This is a genomic window from Blastococcus sp. TF02-8, from assembly GCF_003319175.1.
Classification (GTDB): domain Bacteria; phylum Actinomycetota; class Actinomycetes; order Mycobacteriales; family Geodermatophilaceae; genus Blastococcus.
In genome coordinates this window covers 312789-329149 of sequence record NZ_QOHK01000002.1, presented here as the reverse complement: position 1 = coordinate 329149, position 16361 = coordinate 312789, and the positions used below count along the sequence as shown (strand labels likewise).

Below are 16361 nucleotides of genomic sequence, written 5' to 3'. Positions count from 1 at the left end.
CCCGGCCGGCAGATGGCAGGGTATCCGCATGCCCTCCGTCGAGCTGGACCTCCGTCGCCTGGAGCCCGGCGAAGCGCCCCGCCCGACCCAGCTCGAGCCCGTCGGCACCGCCACCGCCGTCGTGGTCCGCGGGCCGGTCCCGGCACTGTCCGCGGTGCTCGCCGCGCTGCTCAAGGCCGGTCGCACCGCCGAGGTACCGGTGGCGTGGGAACCGGGCCCCGACAAGTCCTCCGACGCGCTCGCCCGCGCGCTCGGCATCGGTACCGGCGACCCGCGCGACCTCACCCTGGTCCGGGACGACCACGGCGGAGTCCTCCTGCACCACGGCCGGATCGAGGCCGCCGGTGGCCGGCGGTCGCTCTCCCGCCGGCTGGGGCTGCAGGCCCACCACGACGACATCCGGGTGGCCGACGGCGAGATCACCCGCATCGACGTCCGCCCCGACTGGAGCGCCGTCGACACCATCGGCGTCACCGTCATGACGCTGCCCCTGCGCCCCACCCGGCACACCAGCGGCCGTGCGCTGCAGGTGGCCAGCGACCCGGCGCGGATCGTCCGCGACGGCGTCCCCTACCCGCGGCCGGTGACCCGCTGGACCTGGTACGCCGACGACCGCGTGCGCTGGCGCCTGCAGCCCTGAGAGGACCACCCTTCCCCCCACGACTCGCCCCGCTCGCCGCGGGTCCCTGACGGATGGCCGTGCCAGCCCGTCACCACGCTCCGGGCGGCGCCGTCCCAGCGCGTTCCGGGGTCGTGGACACTGGGGTGCACGCGCACGCCCGAGGAGGACCCGCTGCCGACGCACTGTCCCTCCACCGCCGGAGCCGACCGACGGTGATCGGCGAACGGCTGCCCTCCTACGGCCCGCCCCCGGCATCGGCCGGACGCCGGCTGCTCGCTCGCGCGCTGGCCCGGCCCAGCCTGCCGGCCGTGGTGGCCCTCGTGGTCGTGGTCGTCTTCTTCGGCGTCCAGGCGCCGGGCCTGCGCTCCGACGTCGGCCTCGCCGGCGTCCTCGACGTCGCCGCGCCCCTGGGCATCGGGGCGGTCGCCGTGGCCCTGCTGCTCGTCGCCGGACAGTTCGACCTCTCCGCGGGCGCGGTCGCGCTGGCGAGCTCCCTGCTCACCGCGGTGCTCGTCGGCCCGGCGGGATGGCCCGCGTGGCCGGCGCTCCTGGTCTCGCTGCTGGCCGCCCTCCTGGTCGGCGTCGTCAACGGCGTCCTGGTCGTCAACACCGGGCTGCCCAGCTTCCTGGTCACCCTCGCGACGTTCCTGGTGCTGCAGGGGGTCTCCCTGGCCGGTTTCCAGAGCGTCTCGGGCTCCACGCAGATCGGGGGGCTCGACGACGCCCCAGGCTGGCCCTCGGCGGCCGCCGTGTTCGGATCGTCGGCGGTGATCGGCGACGCCCGCTTCCACGTGGCCGTCGTCTGGTGGCTGGTGGCCACGGCGCTGGCGACGTGGGCGCTGTGGCGCACGAAGTTCGGCAACGCGGTGTTCGCCGGAGGTGGCGCCCGTCGGGCAGCCCGCGAACTGGGAGTGCCCGTCCGCCGGACGACGGTGGCGCTGTTCTGCCTCACCGCCACCGCGGGCTGGCTGATCGGCACGCTCGGGCTCTTCCGCGTGGAGGGCGTGCAGCTGGGCAACGCCTCGCTCGGCACGGCCATCGACTTCGTCGTCGTCGCGGTCATCGGCGGATGCCTGCTCACCGGCGGCTACGGGTCGGCGATCGGCGCGGCCGTGGCCGCCCTGCTCTACGCGGTCGCCCGGCAGGGCATCACGCTGGCCGGCTGGGACCCCCGCTGGTTCCAGACGTTGCTCGGCGCGCTGCTGCTCGTGGCGCTGGTCGCCAACGGGGTCGTGCGCCGACGGCTGAAGGCGAGGCCGCGGTCGTGAGCACCCCGGAGCGGACCGACGACGGTGCGGCGATCGAGCTGCGCGCGGTCACCGTGCGGCACGGCAACGTCCCGGCACTCAGCCGGGTCTCCGCGGCCCTCCGGCCCGGTGAGATCACCTGCGTGCTCGGCGAGAACGGCTCGGGCAAGTCGACGCTGGTCTCGGTGCTCTCCGGGCTCCGCCGGCACGACGAGGGCGAGCTGCTGGTCGACGGGACGCCGGTGCGCTTCCGTTCCGCCCGGCAGGCGCGCGCCCTGGGCATCGCCACGGTGTGGCAGGACCTCGCCGTCGCGCCGCTGCTGTCGGTCTGGCGGAACTTCTTCCTCGGCGCCGAGCCGACCCGCGGCGTCTGGCCGCTGCGGCGCCTGGACGTCGACGGCGCACGCCGGACGACGGCCCGCGCCATGGCCCGCGTCGGGGTGACCGGGCTGGACCCCGATCAGCCGGCGAGCGCCCTGCAGGCAGGTGAGCGGCAGAGCCTCGCGGTCGCCCGCGCCCTGCACTTCGGCGCCCGCGCCCTGGTCATCGACGAGCCCGCGACCCCCATGACGGTGGCGCGGCAGACGCTGTTCGGGCAGGCGATCCTGGCCGCCCGTGCGCAGGGCCTGGCCGTCGTCGTCGTCACGAACAACCCGCGCTACGCCCACGTCATCGGCGACCGGTTCCTGCTGCTGGCCCACGGCCACGTCGCCGGGAACCTCACCCGGGAGGACATCGACGCCGACGAGCTCACCGCGCTGATGGCCGGCGGCGAGTCGCTGACCACCCTCACCGACGCACTGACCGCCCTGCACCCGGAGCTCGGCGAACGCTGAGCCCGGGCGCAGGGCGGGGGTCAGTTGAAGACGCTGACGCCACCCGGGCCCACGAGCAGCCCCACGACGATCAGCACGATCCCCCACAGCAGCTGGCCGCGGAAGATCGAGACGATCCCGGAGACGACCAGGATCACGGCAAGGATCCACAACAGGGTCACCATTGCTCATCCTCTTTCCTGCGGGCGCCCGGTCGGCGCCGTGCACGGACAGTGATGCTCTTCTAGATCATCTGCGAAACACGGCGCCGGAAAGGCACTGCTCAGATGGGTGACACGGCCCCGGACCGGAGATCCTCGTAACTCTGCGTCACAAGTAGTCGCAGGTCAGGCGGCGAGCGTCGGGTCACAGTCGCGCAGCAGCGTGAGGCAGCGCTGGTGCTCGTCGTGCTCGCCGATCGCCTCGGCCGCCTTCGCCAGCACCGTGACGCAGCGGAGGAACCCGCGGTTGGGCTCGTGCGACCACGGCACCGGGCCGAAGCCCTTCCAGCCGTTGCGGCGCAGTGCGTCCAGCCCGCGGTGGTAGCCGGTCCGGGCGTAGGCGTAGGCCTCGATCGTGTCGGCGAGCTGCCGCTCCGGGCGCCCGATCGCCTCCTCCGCCAGCGCCGCCCAGGCCGCGCTCACCGTCGGGTGGTGCGCGGCGACCTCCGCCGCGGGCACGCCCTCGGCCAGCTCGCGCTCGGCCTCGGGGTTGCCCGGCAGCAGCGTCGGGTCCGGCTCGCCCAGCAGGTTGTGCGAGTGCGTCATGCTCAGGCGCCCTGGGACTGACCGGCCGACAGCAGGTCCTCGCACGCCTCGACGACGCGCGCGGCCATGCCGGTCTCGGCAGCCTTGAGGTAGCTGCGCGGGTCGTAGGTCTTCTTGTTGCCGACCTCGCCGTCGACCTTCAGGACACCGTCGTAGTTGGTGAACATGTGGCCCGCGATCGGCCGGGTGAAGGCGTACTGGGTGTCGGTGTCGACGTTCATCTTGATGACGCCGTAGGACAGCGCCTCGCGGATCTCCGACTGCGCGGAACCCGAGCCGCCGTGGAAGACCAGGTTGAACGGCTTGGGGTCGGCGCTGCCGAACTCCTTGGCGACGACGTCCTGGCCCTGCTTGAGGATCTCCGGGCGCAGCTTGACGTTGCCCGGCTTGTAGACGCCGTGCACGTTGCCGAAGGTGGCGGCCAGCAGGTAGACGCCGCGCTCGCCGAGCCCGAGCTTCCGGGCGGTGGCCACGAAGTCGCCCTCGGCGGTGTAGAGCTTCTCGTTGATGTCGTGGGCGACGCCGTCCTCCTCACCACCGACGACGCCGATCTCGACCTCGAGCACGATCTTGGCGGCGGCGGCCTTCTCGAGCAGCTCCTCGGCGATGTCGAGGTTCTCGTCGAGGTCGATCGCCGAGCCGTCCCACATGTGCGACTGGAACAGGGGCGCCTGGCCGGCGTCGACGCGGTCCTTCGACAGCGCGATCAGCGGGCGGACGTAGGAGTCGAGCTTGTCCTTGGGGCAGTGGTCGGTGTGCAGCGCCACGTTGACCGGGTACTTCTCGGCCACGACGTGCGCGAACTCGGCCAGCGCCACCGCGCCGGTGACCATGTCCTTCACCTTGGTGCCGGAGCCGAACTCCGCGCCGCCGGTGGAGAACTGGATGATGCCGTCGCTGCCCGCGTCGGCGAAGCCGCGCAGCGCCGCGTTGATCGTCTCGGACGAGGTGCAGTTGATCGCCGGGTAGGCGAAACCGCCCTCCTTGGCCCGGCTGATCATGTCGGCGTAGACCTCAGGGGTCGCGATGGGCATGCGGGCACTCCTCGGGTGGACGGCGTGTACGGCGCTGTACGTCGCCGGTCAGTATCCCGGACCCCCGGGCCCCGGTGCAGGGGCCTGCCCGCGCACAGGGGTGGCGGGGCCGCTCGTCAGCCCTGCTCGATCCGGCTGGACACCCGCGCCGCCACCAGCACGGGGTCGTAGGTCGGGGAGAACGGCGGCGCGTAGGAGAGGTCGACGCCGGCCAGCTCCTCGGCGGTGAGCCCGGCCCAGATGGCGGTGGCGAACACGTCGATCCGCTTGGCGCTGCCCGGGCCACCCACGACCTGGGCGCCCAGCAGCGCCCCGGAGCCGCGCTCGGTGATCAGCTTGACGACGATCTCCTCCGCACCCGGGTAGTAGCCGGCGCGGGTGGTGCCCTCGACGACCTCGGCGCGGGCGTCGTACCCCGCCAGCTCCGCCGCCCGGGAGCTCAGCCCGGTGAGGCCGATCTCCGTCTCCCCCACCTTGGTGACCGCCGTCCCGAGGACGCCGGCGAAGCGGGCGGGCCGCCCGCCGATCACCGAGCCGGCCACCCGTCCCTGCTTGTTGGCGTGCGTGCCCAGCGCGATGTGCAGCGCCTCGCCGGTGATCCGGGAGAAGGTCTGGGAGCAGTCGCCGGCGGCGAACACCTCGGGGTGGCCGACGCAGCGCTGCGAGCGGTCCACCTCGATCGCCCCGGTGCGGCCGAGCTGCAGTCCCGCCTCCCGTGCCAGGGACACCTCCGCCCCCATGCCCAGCCCGAGAACCACCAGGTCGGCGTCGTAGCTGCCCGCGTCGGTGCGGACGGCCCGCACCACCCCGTCGGGTCCGGTCTCGATCTCGCGCACGGGCTCACCCGGGTGGACCTCGATGCCCATGGCGCCCATGGCCGCGCAGACCCGCTCCCCCATGTCGGGGTCCAGCTGCGCCATCGGCAGGGGGTCGGCGAGGACGACGGTCACCGCCAGCCCGCGGGCGTGCAGCACCTCCGCCATCTCCAGGCCGATGTAGCCGCCGCCGAGGACGACGGCCCGCTCCGCCCCGGCGGCGATCGCCGCGCGGATGTCGGCGCCGTCGGCCAGCCGGTGGACCCCGTGCACGCCGTCGGCGTCGAGACCGGGAACCGGCGGGCGCACGGGCCGGCCGCCGGTGGCCACGACCAGCCGGTCGTAGCCCAGGACCTCGCCGGACGACGTCGTGACCGTGCCCGCCGGGAGGTCAATGGCCTCGGCCCGGGTGTGGATCCGCACGTCGATGCCGTGCGCCTCGAACTGTCCGGGCGTGCGGGCGAGCAGCCGGTCGCGGTCGCTGACCTGACCCCCGATCCAGTACGGGATGCCGCAGGCCGAGTAGGAGATCTCCGGCCCCTGTTCCAGGACCACCACCTCGAGCGCGCCCGCCTCGCGGAGCCGGCGCGCCTGCGCGGCCGCCGAGAGCCCGGCGGCGTCCCCGCCGATGACGACCAACCGCTCCCGCGCTCCGCTCACGGCACCAGGTTCGCAGTCGTCCCCGCGGAGCGGAACACGGTGCCGGGGTTCAGCAGCCCGGCGGGGTCGAGCGCGGCCTTGATCGACCGGTGCACGTCGAGGGACACCGGGCCGATCTCGCGCTCCAGCCAGTCCAGCTTGATGGTGCCGACCCCGTGTTCCCCGGTGATCGTCCCGCCGAGCGCGAGGCCGAGCTCCAGGATGTCGTCGAAGGCCGCGTAGGCGCGCTCGCGCTGGTCTGCGTCGCTCTGGTCGAAGCAGACCGTGGGGTGCATGTTCCCGTCGCCGGCGTGCCCGACGACCCCCACGGTGAGCCGTCGGTGCGCCGCGATCACGTCACAGCCGTCGAGGAACTCCGCGATCCGCGAGCGGGGGACGGCGACGTCGTCGATGAGCATCGCGCCGCCCACCTGCTGGAGCGCCGGCAGCGCCATCCGCCGGGCCTGCAGCAGCAGGTCACCCTCCGCCTGGTCGGCGGTGGAGTGCACGAACTGGGCGCCGGCCTCCTCGCAGAGGGCGGTGAGCGCCGCGATCTCGTCCCCCGCGGCCGCGCCCCCGCTGTCGGACTGGGCGACCAGCAGCGCCCGGGTGTCGTGGTCGAGCCCGGCCCTGAGCACCTGGTCCACGGTGCGGATGCAGGTGTTGTCCATGATCTCCAGCAGGCTGGGCACCAGGCCCGTGGTCACCACCCGCTCCACGACCTGGCCCGCCTGCGCCGTCGTCGCGAACGAGGCCGCGAGGGTGACGGGGGCCTTCGGGGCGGGGCGCAGCGCGAGCGTGGCCTCGGTGATGACGCCGAGCGTGCCCTCGGACCCCACGAAGAGGCGGGCCAGGTCGTAGCCGGCCACACCCTTCACGGTCCGCCGTCCGGTGCGCAGGACCCGCCCGTCGGCGAGCACGACCTCCAGACCCAGCACGTAGTCGGTGGTGACGCCGTACTTCACGCAGCACAGGCCGCCGGAGTTCGTGGAGAGGTTGCCGCCGATCGTGCACCAGTCGTAGCTGGAGGGGTCCGGTGGGTAGAACAGCCCGTGGCCGGCGACGGCGTCCCGCAGCTGCTTGTTGACCACGCCGGGCTGGACCACCGCGAGCCGGTCGGCGGGTGAGATCTCCAGGACGGCGTCCATCCGCGTCATCACCAGCGTGATCCCGCCGTCCACCGCGTTGCTGCCGCCCGCCAGGCCCGAGCCGGCGCCCCGGGGTACCACCGGGATGCCGTGGCGGGCGGCCACCCGCATCACGGCGACGACGTCGTCGGTGCGGCGCGGGAAGACCACCGCTGCGGGCGTGCCGGCCGGAGCAAGCATGGCCTGGTCGCGCGCGTAGGAGGCGGTGACGTCGGGGTCGGTCAGCACGACGTCGGCGCCCAGCGCGTCGGTCAGTTCGGCGAGCCACGCGGTGGCGACTGTGGTCACGGTCACACGGTACGGCGTCGCGATGATGATCAGGTCACCTGATCACACCGGGTCCTCCCTCAGCACCGGTGGTGAGGGAGGACCCAGAACGATCAGGTCACCTGATCATCCTGGCGAAGTCAGTCGAGGCCGAGGTCGGCCAGCGTGTAGGCGGCGCGGTACTCGAAGCCTGCCTCCTCGACCGCCTGCCGCCCGCCGCGGTCGACGATCACCGCGATCCCCACCACCTCGGCACCGGCCTCCTGCAGCGCCTCGGCCGCGGTCAGCGGGCTCCCTCCGGTGGTCGACACGTCCTCCACCACGAGCACCGACCGACCGGCGACGTCGGGGCCCTCGATCCGGCGCTGCAGGCCGTGCGCCTTGCCCGCCTTGCGCACCACGCACGCGTCGAGGAAGCCCTCCCCCGCGGCGGCCGCGTGCAGCATCGCCGTCGCCACCGGGTCGGCACCCAGCGTCAGCCCGCCGACGACGTCGTAGCGCAGGTCACCGGTCAGCTGCCGCATGACGCGGCCGACCAGCGGCGCCCCCTCGTGGTGGAGGGTCAGGCGGCGCATGTCGATGTACCAGTCCGCCTCCTTGCCCGAGGAGAGCGTGACCTTTCCGTGGACCACGGCGAGGTCGACGATCAGCTGGAGCAGCCGGTCGCGGTCGGGCAGCGCGGTGGGGGCCGTCATGACGACGACCCTAGACACGTCACGGCCCCGTCCCGAGGACGGGAGCCTTCGGGACGACGGGCATCAGCGAAGAGGTTGTGACTCAGATCACTAGCTGCTTCAGTGACGCCACCGTTCAGCACGCCGTCCTGGAGGAAGCCATGCCGCACAGCCGCACCAAGCGGGCCGCATCCGTTTTCGGGTGCTTCGTCGCCCTGACGGCCGGGGGCCTGGCCACCGCCGGCTCGGCCCAAGCGACCTTGAGCAGCTGCATCACGACGATGGGCGACAACGGCGCCTATGCGCGGTGCTACGCAGGTACGACGGGCGAGGTCCGGGTGATCGTCGCGTGCCCGACGGGCACGATCGCCGGACCGTGGGTCGGGGTGAACAGGAACTCCGTCGTGTTCTGCAGCAACCCGCGTGGCGCGGGGTACGAGCGTCGCGGCTGACCTCTCCCGGCATGCCGAAGGGCCGCCACCGGGCAGGAGTACCCGGCGGCGGCCCTTCGAGCGGCCGATCACATACCGGCAGGCTTCAGGACCTGGTCGATGATGTAGACGGTGGCGTTGGCGGTCTGCACGTTGCCGCAGATCACCGAGGCCTGGGTCGAGCCGACCACCGTGGCGTCGGCGCCGATGGTGAAGTTCTCACCGGAGCCGGTGATGGTCACCTCGTCGTTGTTCAGCGTCTTGTGCGTGCCGGCCAGCTCCTCCGGGGTCAGGCGACCCGGGATCACGTGGTGGGTGAGCACCTGGGTCAGCGCCGGGGTGTTCTGCAGGAGGCCGTTGAGCGCGTCGGCCGGGACCGCCTCGAACGCCGGGTTCGCCGGGGCGAGCACGGTGATGTCGTCGGTGGTGTTCAGGGTGTCGACCAGGTTGGCGGCCTGGACGGCCTTCACCAGGGTGGAGAGCGCCGGGTTGTTGCTGGCGGCGGTGGCCACCGGGTCGGCGCTCATGCCCTCGAAGCTGCCGGGACCCGACGTCGGGACGGCGGCACAGCCGGAGCCGAACGGCTCGTCGGACATCGGGGGCGCGCTGCTCTCCTGCGACGCCGAGGTGCTCGACGAGCTCGACGCGGACGTGTCGGAGGAGTCGTCGGAGCCGCAGGCGGTCATCGTGAGGGCCAGGCTGGTGGCGGCGGTGACCAGGATGCTGCGGGTCAGGGTGCGCTTCATGAGGGGTGGTGCTCCTGTCCTGTTCCTTGCGACGTCGGTGTCGCGGTCGGGGTGGGGCACCGGCCACGGGAGCGGCCGGGGGGTTCGTCGTCGGCGGGAGCCGGGACGGGTCTCGGGGGTCCGGCACGGCGACCGGAGGGGTCTCAGCGGGCGATCACCTGGATCGAGTGCCAACCGCTGGCACCGTTCGGGAACGGGCGGGCCCGCTCGTCGGTCTGGGTCTCCCCGTCGGCACTCGTCGCCCGGACGGCGACCGCGTGCTGGCCGGCGGGGAAGTCGTAGGTCAGCACCCACTGCCGCCACAGGTCGGCGTCGACCTCCGGCGAGAGCTCGGCCTCGACCCAGTCCTCGTCGTCGACCTTCACCTCGACCCGGGCGATGCCGCGGGTCTGTGCCCACGCCACACCGGCGATCGGACGCCGACCGGCGGGGAAGGCCCGCAGCGGAGCCGGGGTGTCGATCCGGCTGAAGACCTTGATCGGCGCCTGAGCAGCCCAGTCCCGCTCGACCCAGTAGGGGTCGAAGGCGTCGAAGGTGGTCGCCTCGATCCGGGTGAGCCACTTGCAGGCCGAGACGTAGCCGTAGAGGCCGGGGATGAGCATGCGCACCGGGAAGCCGTGCTCCACGGGCAGCGGCTCGCCGTTCATGCCGAAGGCCAGCATCGCGTCCTCGACCTCGAGCGCCGAGCGGGTCGGGGCGCCGATGGTCATGCCGTCCTGCGAGGTGCAGACCAGCTGGTCGCTGTCGGAGCGGACGCCGTTCTCCCGCAGCAACGCGCCCAGCGGGACCCCCAGCCAGCGCGCGGTGCCCGCCAGCTTCCCGCCGACCTCGTTGGAGACGCAGGTGAGCGTGATGTCCCGCTCGATGACGTCGTCGCGGTCGAGGAGGTCCTGCAGCGTGTACGTACGCGGCGAGTCGAACTTCCCGGTCATGGTGAGCCGGTAGTCGGCCGGCCGGATCTGCGGCACCGCGATGGCGGTGTCCACCCGGTAGAAGTCGCGGTTCGGGGTGAGCAGCGGCGTCAGGCCCTCGACGTCCCGGGCGAGGTCGGCGCCCCGCGGCAGCGCGGGCGCGGGCGAGGCCGGTCGCGGCAGGACCAGGTCGTCCCGGTCGCCGGCGACGTCGAAACGCCGCTGGAGGAGCCGGCCGCCCCCGCCCGCCACCACGGCGACACCCGCAGCCACGCCGCTGGTCAGGAAGAACCGCCGCCGGTCCATGCCCGCGCCCTTGCGATCCCCGGCGCCGAGCACGTCCCGCAGCCGACCGGCCAGGCCGCCCTCCGAGGGGACGGGCGCGGGTCCCTCCTCGGCCGGCGCAGGGGACGCGGCGGTTCGGGACTGCAGCGGGGCGAGCAGCGCCATGAGGGCGATGACGCCCGCGAGGGTGCCGACGAGCGCGGGCAGGCCGTTGCCGACCCCGGCGGACGGACGGGTCACCGCGGCGACGACCCCCACCGCCCCGAACAGGGCGATCCCGGCGATGCCCAGCACCCGGTTGCGCAGTCCGACCAGGCCGACGAGCAGGGCGTACAGGGCGATGACGAGCAACGTGCCGGCGATCAGGGCGATCTTGTCGTTCTCGCCGAACGTGCGGATGGCGAAGGCCTTGACCGGCTCAGGAGTGAGCGTGATCGCGGCATCACCGACGGCCACGACCGGGGAGGAGGCCGGTCCGACGACGGCGGCGACGAGCTCGGCCACCCCGAGGGCCACCGCGGCGGCGAGCAGCCCGACGAGCGCGGCCAGCGACCGGCGGACGCCCGCCCGCGGGGCGGCGTCGTCGGCGGTGGCCCGCGGGGCCTGCTCGGAAACGGTCACGACAGGCATTCGGGCGGGAACCCCGATCCGGATTCACCCCGCCCGGAATTTCGTCCGGATCCGCCGTGCCGCACACGGAGGGCCGGCCGTCGACCGAGGTCTGCCAGGCTGGCGACGTGTCGGCCGATCCCGCTCCCCGTCCCGAACCGCCCGGCGGCCAGCCCACCCGCCCGCCGTCCGTACGCGTGGCGATCGGGCTCGTGGCCGTGCTCGCCGTCCTGCTGCTCCTCTACGTGGCACTCACCGTGCTGGGCCGTGACGGCCTGCTGCGCGCGCTCCAGGACGCCGGGCTCAGCCGGGCCGAGGCCCGCCAGTTCCTGGTGGTCAACACGACGGCGCCGCTCGTGCTCGGCCTGCTGTACGGCGCATCGGCCGTCGGCCTCTCGCGTGGACGGGCGTGGGGTCGCTGGGCCGGGCTGGTGGCCGCGCTCGTCCTCGCGGTCCTCGTGCTGTCCACGATGCTGACCGCCGGCGGGCTGACCGTCGTCTCCCTGCTGCTGCTCGTGCTGTCGGTGGCGGCCGCGGCGAGCCTGCTGGCCCGCACGACCCGGGAGTGGCTCAGCCCGACCGGGGGATGAGCCACTCCGCGGTCAGCGCCGGCCGGTGGCCCGCTGCCACTTGCGGAAGCGGTACCAGTCGTTGGACGGCTTCATCGCCAGCAGCACGACGCCCACCAGGATCAGGACCGTCTGGAACCAGCCGAGTGCTGTCGCGAAGGGCACCGGACCGGCCCCCTGCCCCGCCCCCGCCAGGGCGGAGACCAGCGACAGGCCGCCGAGGATCCACAGGATGATCCGGGCCCAGTTGTGCCCCCGCCAGGCGAACCAGAGGAAGAGCAGCTGCAGGGCCACCACGACGATCCCGGCGACGAGCGAGAACTGCAGGACGAGCTCGGCGAACCGGTCGGCGTCCACGCCCTCCAGGCCCGGGTCGTCCAGCGCTCCACCACCCTGCGACCGCATGTAGTCGAGCACCTCGTCGAACCGGGAGAGCATCGCCACGTTGGCGACGACGCCGAGCACCAGCGCGGCCAGGAAGGCACCGAGTCCCGCCCGCACGGTCACCGGGCGGTCCATCGGCGTCGGCGCCTCGGCTCCCCAGCCCGACCCACCGGAGGGCGCGGCGGGATAGGAGTACGGGTTCTGCGGATACGGCGGCGGCGCACCGTAGGGGTTGGGCGGGCCGTAACCGGGCGCACCGTAGGGCGGCTGACCGGCCGGAGGCGGCCCGTAGCCCGGAGCACCGTAGGGCGGCTGCCCCGGCGGAGGTCCGGCCGGCGGCCAGGGCGGGGGTGCGGTGGGCGGCTGCCCGCCCTGCTGCTCGTCGGGCTGTCCCTGCTGGCCCTGCTGGTCGCCCTGCCCCGCCGTCATTCCGCCTCCAGTCGTCGATCCCCGTGCCCGGATCATGTCCGACCGGGCGCCCGCTGCCCAGCGGGCCACGCGCACGGCGCCGTCCCGGACCCGCGCTCGAGCGGGTCCGGGACGGTATGCGGTCAGCCGGCGCGGGTGACGCTGAGGCCCTCGGCCTCGCCCGCCGGCCAGTCCACGACGACCTCGTCGCCGTCCCGGATGTCGCCGGCCAGCAGTGCCTTCGCCAGCTGGTCGCCGATGGCCGACTGCACCAGCCGGCGCAGTGGCCGGGCGCCGTACACCGGGTCGAACCCGTTGAGCGCCAACCACTCCCGCGCCGCGTCGGTGACGGTGAGCGTCAGCCGGCGGGAGGCCAGGCGGCGGGCCAGCACGCCGACCTGGATGTCGACGATGCCGGTCAGCTCGTCGCTGCCCAGCGCCCGGAACACCACGACGTCGTCGAGCCGGTTGAGGAACTCCGGCTTGAAGTGCGACCGGACGACCTCGAGCACCGCGTCCCGACGGCGCTCCTCGGGGACGGACTGGTCGGCGATGATCTGCGACCCCAGGTTCGAGGTCAGGATCAGGATCGTGTTGCGGAAGTCCACCGTCCGCCCCTGGCCGTCGGTGAGCCGGCCGTCGTCGAGCACCTGCAGCAGGACGTCGAAGACGTCGGGGTGCGCCTTCTCCACCTCGTCCAGCAGGACGACGGTGTACGGCCGGCGCCGCACCGCCTCGGTGAGCTGGCCGCCGGCCTCGTAGCCGACGTAGCCGGGAGGGGCACCCACCAGGCGGGCGACCGAGTGCTTCTCGGAGTACTCGCTCATGTCGATCCGGACCATCGCCCGCTCGTCGTCGAACAGGAACTCCGCCAGCGCCTTGGCCAGCTCGGTCTTGCCGACGCCGGTCGGACCGAGGAAGAGGAACGAGCCGGTGGGCCGGTCGGGGTCGGCGACGCCGGAGCGCGCCCGCCGGACCGCGTCGGCCACGGCCCGCACGGCGTCGGGCTGGCCGACCACCCGGTGGCCCAGCTCCTCCTCCATGCGCAGCAGCTTCTGGGTCTCGCCCTCGAGGAGCCGGCCGGCGGGGATGCCGGTCCACGCCTGGACGACCTCGGCGATGTCGTCCGGGCCGACCTCCTCCTTGAGCATGGAGGCCTGCTCCTCGACCGAGGCCTCGGCCTCGCCCAGCGCCTTCTCCAGCTGCGGGAGGCGGCCGTAGCGCAGCTCCGCCACGTGCGCGAGGTCGCCGTCGCGCTCGGCCCGCTCGGCGTCGGAGCGCACGCGCTCCAGCTCCTCCTTGATCTGCTGGATCCGGGTGATGGCGCTCTTGTCCTGCTGCCACCGGGCGGTCAGCTCCGCGAGCTCCTCGCGCTTGTCGGCGAGGTCCTCGCGCAGGGCGGCGAGGCGTTCGAGGGACGACGGGTCGTCCTCCTTGGCCAGCGCCATCTCCTCGATCTCCAGCCGGCGGACGGCGCGCTCGACCTCGTCGACCTCCACCGGGCGGCTGTCGATCTCCATGCGCAGCCGGCTGGCGGCCTCGTCGACCAGGTCGATCGCCTTGTCCGGCAGGAACCGCGAGGTGACGTACCGGTCGGAGAGGGTGGCCGCGGCGACGATGGCACCGTCGGTGATGCGCACGCCGTGGTGGACCTCGTAGCGCTCCTTGAGGCCGCGGAGGATGCCGATCGTGTCCTCGACCGAGGGCTCCCCGACGAAGACCTGCTGGAAGCGGCGCTCCAGCGCGGCGTCCTTCTCGATGTGCTCGCGGTACTCGTCGAGCGTCGTCGCGCCGACCATGCGCAGCTCACCCCGGGCGAGCATCGGCTTGATCATGTTGCCGGCGTCCATCGCCGAGTCACCGGTGGCCCCGGCGCCGACGAGCGTGTGCAGCTCGTCGATGAAGGTGATGACCTCGCCCTCGGCCTCGGTGATCTCCTGCAGGACCGCCTTGAGCCGCTCCTCGAACTCGCCGCGGTACTTGGCGCCGGCCACCATCGCACCCAGGTCGAGCGCCATCAGACGCTTGCCCTTGAGGCTCTCCGGGACGTCGCCGGCGACGATGCGCTGGGCCAGGCCTTCGACGATCGCCGTCTTGCCCACGCCGGGCTCCCCGATGAGGACGGGGTTGTTCTTGGTGCGCCGGGAGAGCACCTGGACGACGCGGCGGATCTCGGTGTCGCGGCCGATGACCGGGTCGATGCGCCCCTCGCGGGCCCGCTCGGTCAGGTCGACGGCGTACTTCTCGAGCGCCTGGAACGTGCTCTCCGGGTCGGCCGTGGTGACCTTGCGGTTGCCGCGCACGGTGCGGAAGGCGGCCACGAGGGCGTCCCGGGTGGCGCCTGAGCTGGTGAGCACCGCGCCCGCCTCCCCCTCGGAGCCGGCCAGCCCCACGAGCAGGTGCTCGGTGGAGACGAACTCGTCGCCCAGCGCGCTCGCCTGCTCGCCGGCGGCGTTGATCACCCGCAGGAACTCCCGCGACGGCGCCGGCGCGGACACGGTGGCGCCGCTGACGCTGGGCATGCGGCGCAGTGCGGCGTCGGCCTTGCTGCGCACGTCGGCGGGGTCGGCGCCGACCGCGGTCAGCAGCGGACCGGCGATCCCGTCGGTCTGCTCCAGCAGGGAGACCAGCAGGTGCAGCGGCTCGAGTGCCGCCTGACCCCGGCCGACCGCGAGGCGCTGGGCGCCGGCGACGGCCTCCTGCGAACGGGTCGTGAGCTTGCTCTCCAACGCGCGTCCCTTCCGTGGTGCTCGGGTCGCCGCCTCTGGGGTGGGCGGCGTCGTCCGGACCGTCCAACGACGATCGAGTTGAGTCTGTTCCGCTCAACTCTGCCAGTGTGCCGGGGCGGCGCGCGACCGCCCCGCCGCTCGTCGTCCGACCCCTCGGGGTCAGAAAGGAACCCGCAGGTCCTGGTCATCGGGCCGTAGGGCCCTAGACTGCGGGAATGACCGCAGTTCCGGCGCCGAGCGTGGCGCTCGACGACCAGCTGTGCTTCGCGCTCTACGCCGCCTCCCGGGCGGTCACCGCGCGGTACCGCCCGATGCTCGACGCCATCGGCCTCACGTACCCGCAGTACCTCGTCATGCTCCTGCTCTGGGAGACCGACGGCCAGACCGTCGGCCAGCTCGGCCAGCGCCTGGCGCTGGACAGCGGCACGCTCTCCCCCCTGCTCAAGCGGCTGACCGCCGCGGGCCTGGTCACCCGGCACCGGCGGGTCGAGGACGAGCGCTCGGTCGCGATCGAGCTGACCGACGCCGGGCGCGCGCTGCAGGACAAGGCCCTGTCGATCTCCGCCGAGATGATCGACGCCATCGGCTTCGACACCGGCGAGTTCGACGACCTGAAGAGCCGGCTGCGCCTGCTCACCGAGCGGGTCAACGGCTCGGCGCGCGACTGACCCGGGTCCGGACGGTAGTGCGCAACCGATCCGAGTAGGAGCTGGCCAGCGAGCCGCCCGAGCAGGAGGGCGGCCACGGCCACGGAAGGGGCGGCATGCCCACTCGCAGCGCACGCACCGCATGGAACGGGACTCTCCAGGAAGGGTCCGGTCAGGTCGAGCTGACCAGCTCCAAGGTGGGCACCTACGAGGTGTCCTTCCCCAAGCGCGCCGCCGAGGACGCCGACGGGACCACGAGCCCCGAGGAGCTGATCGCGGCGGCCCACTCGGCCTGCTACGCGATGGCCCTGTCCAACGAGATCGGCAAGGCCGGCGGCACTCCTCAGTCGCTCGAGGTCTCCGCCGACGTCACGCTGGGCCAGAAGGACGGCGCCTCGGCCATCACCGGGATCAGGCTCACCGTCCGCGGCGAGGTCGACGGCCTGGACGCCGCCGGCTTCGAGCAGGCCGCCCAGGCCGCCAAGGTCGGCTGCCCGGTGAGCAAGGCCCTCACCGGCACCGAGATCACCCTGGACGCGGCACTGGAGTCCTGAGGAACGATCCCGCCCCGCTCGGGGCGCACGCACGACGACGGCCCGCCTCCCCTCGGGGAG

General features: G+C 73.4%; 17 protein-coding genes. 7 read left to right on the top strand and 10 right to left on the bottom strand.

All coding sequences use genetic code 11. From position 1 onward, the window contains the following. Positions 1-28: 28 nt before the first annotated feature. The 3 genes from DQ237_RS05675 (at position 29) to DQ237_RS05665 (ending at position 2705) form a co-directional block, all read left to right on the top strand. Positions 29-640, top strand: coding sequence for a hypothetical protein (locus tag DQ237_RS05675; RefSeq protein ID WP_113798023.1), 612 nt, complete (start codon positions 29-31; stop codon positions 638-640). Between the two features lie 194 nt (positions 641-834). Continuing rightward, on the top strand, positions 835-1890 hold the full coding sequence (locus DQ237_RS05670) for an ABC transporter permease (RefSeq protein WP_240619434.1): 1056 nt from the start codon (positions 835-837) through the stop codon (positions 1888-1890). Next, positions 1887-2705 (top strand): ATP-binding cassette domain-containing protein, encoded by an 819-nt coding sequence (locus DQ237_RS05665; protein ID WP_113798019.1) that lies wholly within the window; start codon positions 1887-1889, stop codon positions 2703-2705. Before DQ237_RS05670 ends, DQ237_RS05665 begins: the two co-directional genes overlap by 4 nt. Positions 2706-2725: 20 nt before the next feature. Here the strand turns inward: DQ237_RS05665 and DQ237_RS19650 are convergent, their stop codons facing one another. The 6 genes from DQ237_RS19650 to pyrE form a co-directional block, all read right to left on the bottom strand. Continuing rightward, positions 2726-2869, bottom strand: coding sequence for a GPGG-motif small membrane protein (locus DQ237_RS19650; RefSeq protein WP_166509513.1), 144 nt, complete (start codon positions 2867-2869; stop codon positions 2726-2728). A gap of 162 nt (positions 2870-3031) precedes the next feature. After that, positions 3032-3451, bottom strand: a complete 420-nt coding sequence (locus DQ237_RS05660) for a DUF3151 domain-containing protein (RefSeq protein ID WP_113798017.1) — start codon at positions 3449-3451, stop codon at positions 3032-3034. A gap of 2 nt (positions 3452-3453) precedes the next feature. After that, entirely contained in the window at positions 3454-4485 is a 1032-nt protein-coding gene (fbaA, locus tag DQ237_RS05655; RefSeq protein ID WP_113798015.1) for a class II fructose-bisphosphate aldolase, read from the bottom strand. Between the two features lie 116 nt (positions 4486-4601). Next, a complete protein-coding gene (locus tag DQ237_RS05650; RefSeq protein WP_113798013.1) occupies positions 4602-5960 on the bottom strand; it encodes an FAD-dependent oxidoreductase in 1359 nt (452 codons plus the stop codon). Then, positions 5957-7375, bottom strand: a complete 1419-nt coding sequence (locus DQ237_RS05645) for an FAD-binding oxidoreductase (protein ID WP_205730088.1) — start codon at positions 7373-7375, stop codon at positions 5957-5959. The genes DQ237_RS05650 and DQ237_RS05645 overlap by 4 nt, the downstream gene beginning before the upstream one ends. A gap of 119 nt (positions 7376-7494) precedes the next feature. Next, on the bottom strand, positions 7495-8049 hold the full coding sequence (gene pyrE, locus DQ237_RS05640) for an orotate phosphoribosyltransferase (RefSeq protein ID WP_205730087.1): 555 nt from the start codon (positions 8047-8049) through the stop codon (positions 7495-7497). 140 nt (positions 8050-8189) lie between these two features. Here pyrE and DQ237_RS05635 point away from each other — a divergent pair, with 140 nt between their 5' ends. Then, entirely contained in the window at positions 8190-8480 is a 291-nt protein-coding gene (locus tag DQ237_RS05635) for a hypothetical protein (RefSeq protein WP_147251749.1), read from the top strand. A gap of 68 nt (positions 8481-8548) precedes the next feature. Here the strand turns inward: DQ237_RS05635 and DQ237_RS05630 are convergent, their stop codons facing one another. Continuing rightward, positions 8549-9205 (bottom strand): fasciclin domain-containing protein, encoded by a 657-nt coding sequence (locus tag DQ237_RS05630; RefSeq protein ID WP_113798008.1) that lies wholly within the window; start codon positions 9203-9205, stop codon positions 8549-8551. Positions 9206-9348: 143 nt separating this feature from the next. Continuing rightward, complete coding sequence (locus DQ237_RS05625) at positions 9349-11022, bottom strand: molybdopterin-dependent oxidoreductase (RefSeq protein ID WP_205730086.1); 1674 nt, start codon at positions 11020-11022, stop codon at positions 9349-9351. Between the two features lie 116 nt (positions 11023-11138). Between DQ237_RS05625 and DQ237_RS05620 the strand changes: the two genes are divergently transcribed. Beyond that, entirely contained in the window at positions 11139-11600 is a 462-nt protein-coding gene (locus tag DQ237_RS05620) for a hypothetical protein (RefSeq protein ID WP_147251748.1), read from the top strand. A 12-nt stretch (positions 11601-11612) separates the two neighbouring features. On the opposite strand, the gene DQ237_RS05615 is transcribed toward DQ237_RS05620, so the two are convergent. Together DQ237_RS05615 and clpB are read right to left on the bottom strand one after the other, a co-directional pair. After that, entirely contained in the window at positions 11613-12392 is a 780-nt protein-coding gene (locus tag DQ237_RS05615) for a hypothetical protein (RefSeq protein WP_113798002.1), read from the bottom strand. Positions 12393-12514: 122 nt separating this feature from the next. Then, positions 12515-15100, bottom strand: a complete 2586-nt coding sequence (gene clpB / locus DQ237_RS05610) for an ATP-dependent chaperone ClpB (protein ID WP_113798001.1) — start codon at positions 15098-15100, stop codon at positions 12515-12517. A gap of 215 nt (positions 15101-15315) precedes the next feature. On the opposite strand from clpB, the gene DQ237_RS05605 reads away from it, so the two are divergent. Together DQ237_RS05605 and DQ237_RS05600 are read left to right on the top strand one after the other, a co-directional pair. Next, complete coding sequence (locus DQ237_RS05605) at positions 15316-15768, top strand: MarR family winged helix-turn-helix transcriptional regulator (RefSeq protein ID WP_113797999.1); 453 nt, start codon at positions 15316-15318, stop codon at positions 15766-15768. A 95-nt stretch (positions 15769-15863) separates the two neighbouring features. Then, a complete protein-coding gene (locus DQ237_RS05600) occupies positions 15864-16301 on the top strand; it encodes an OsmC family peroxiredoxin (protein ID WP_113797997.1) in 438 nt (145 codons plus the stop codon). Positions 16302-16361 lie beyond the last annotated feature (60 nt).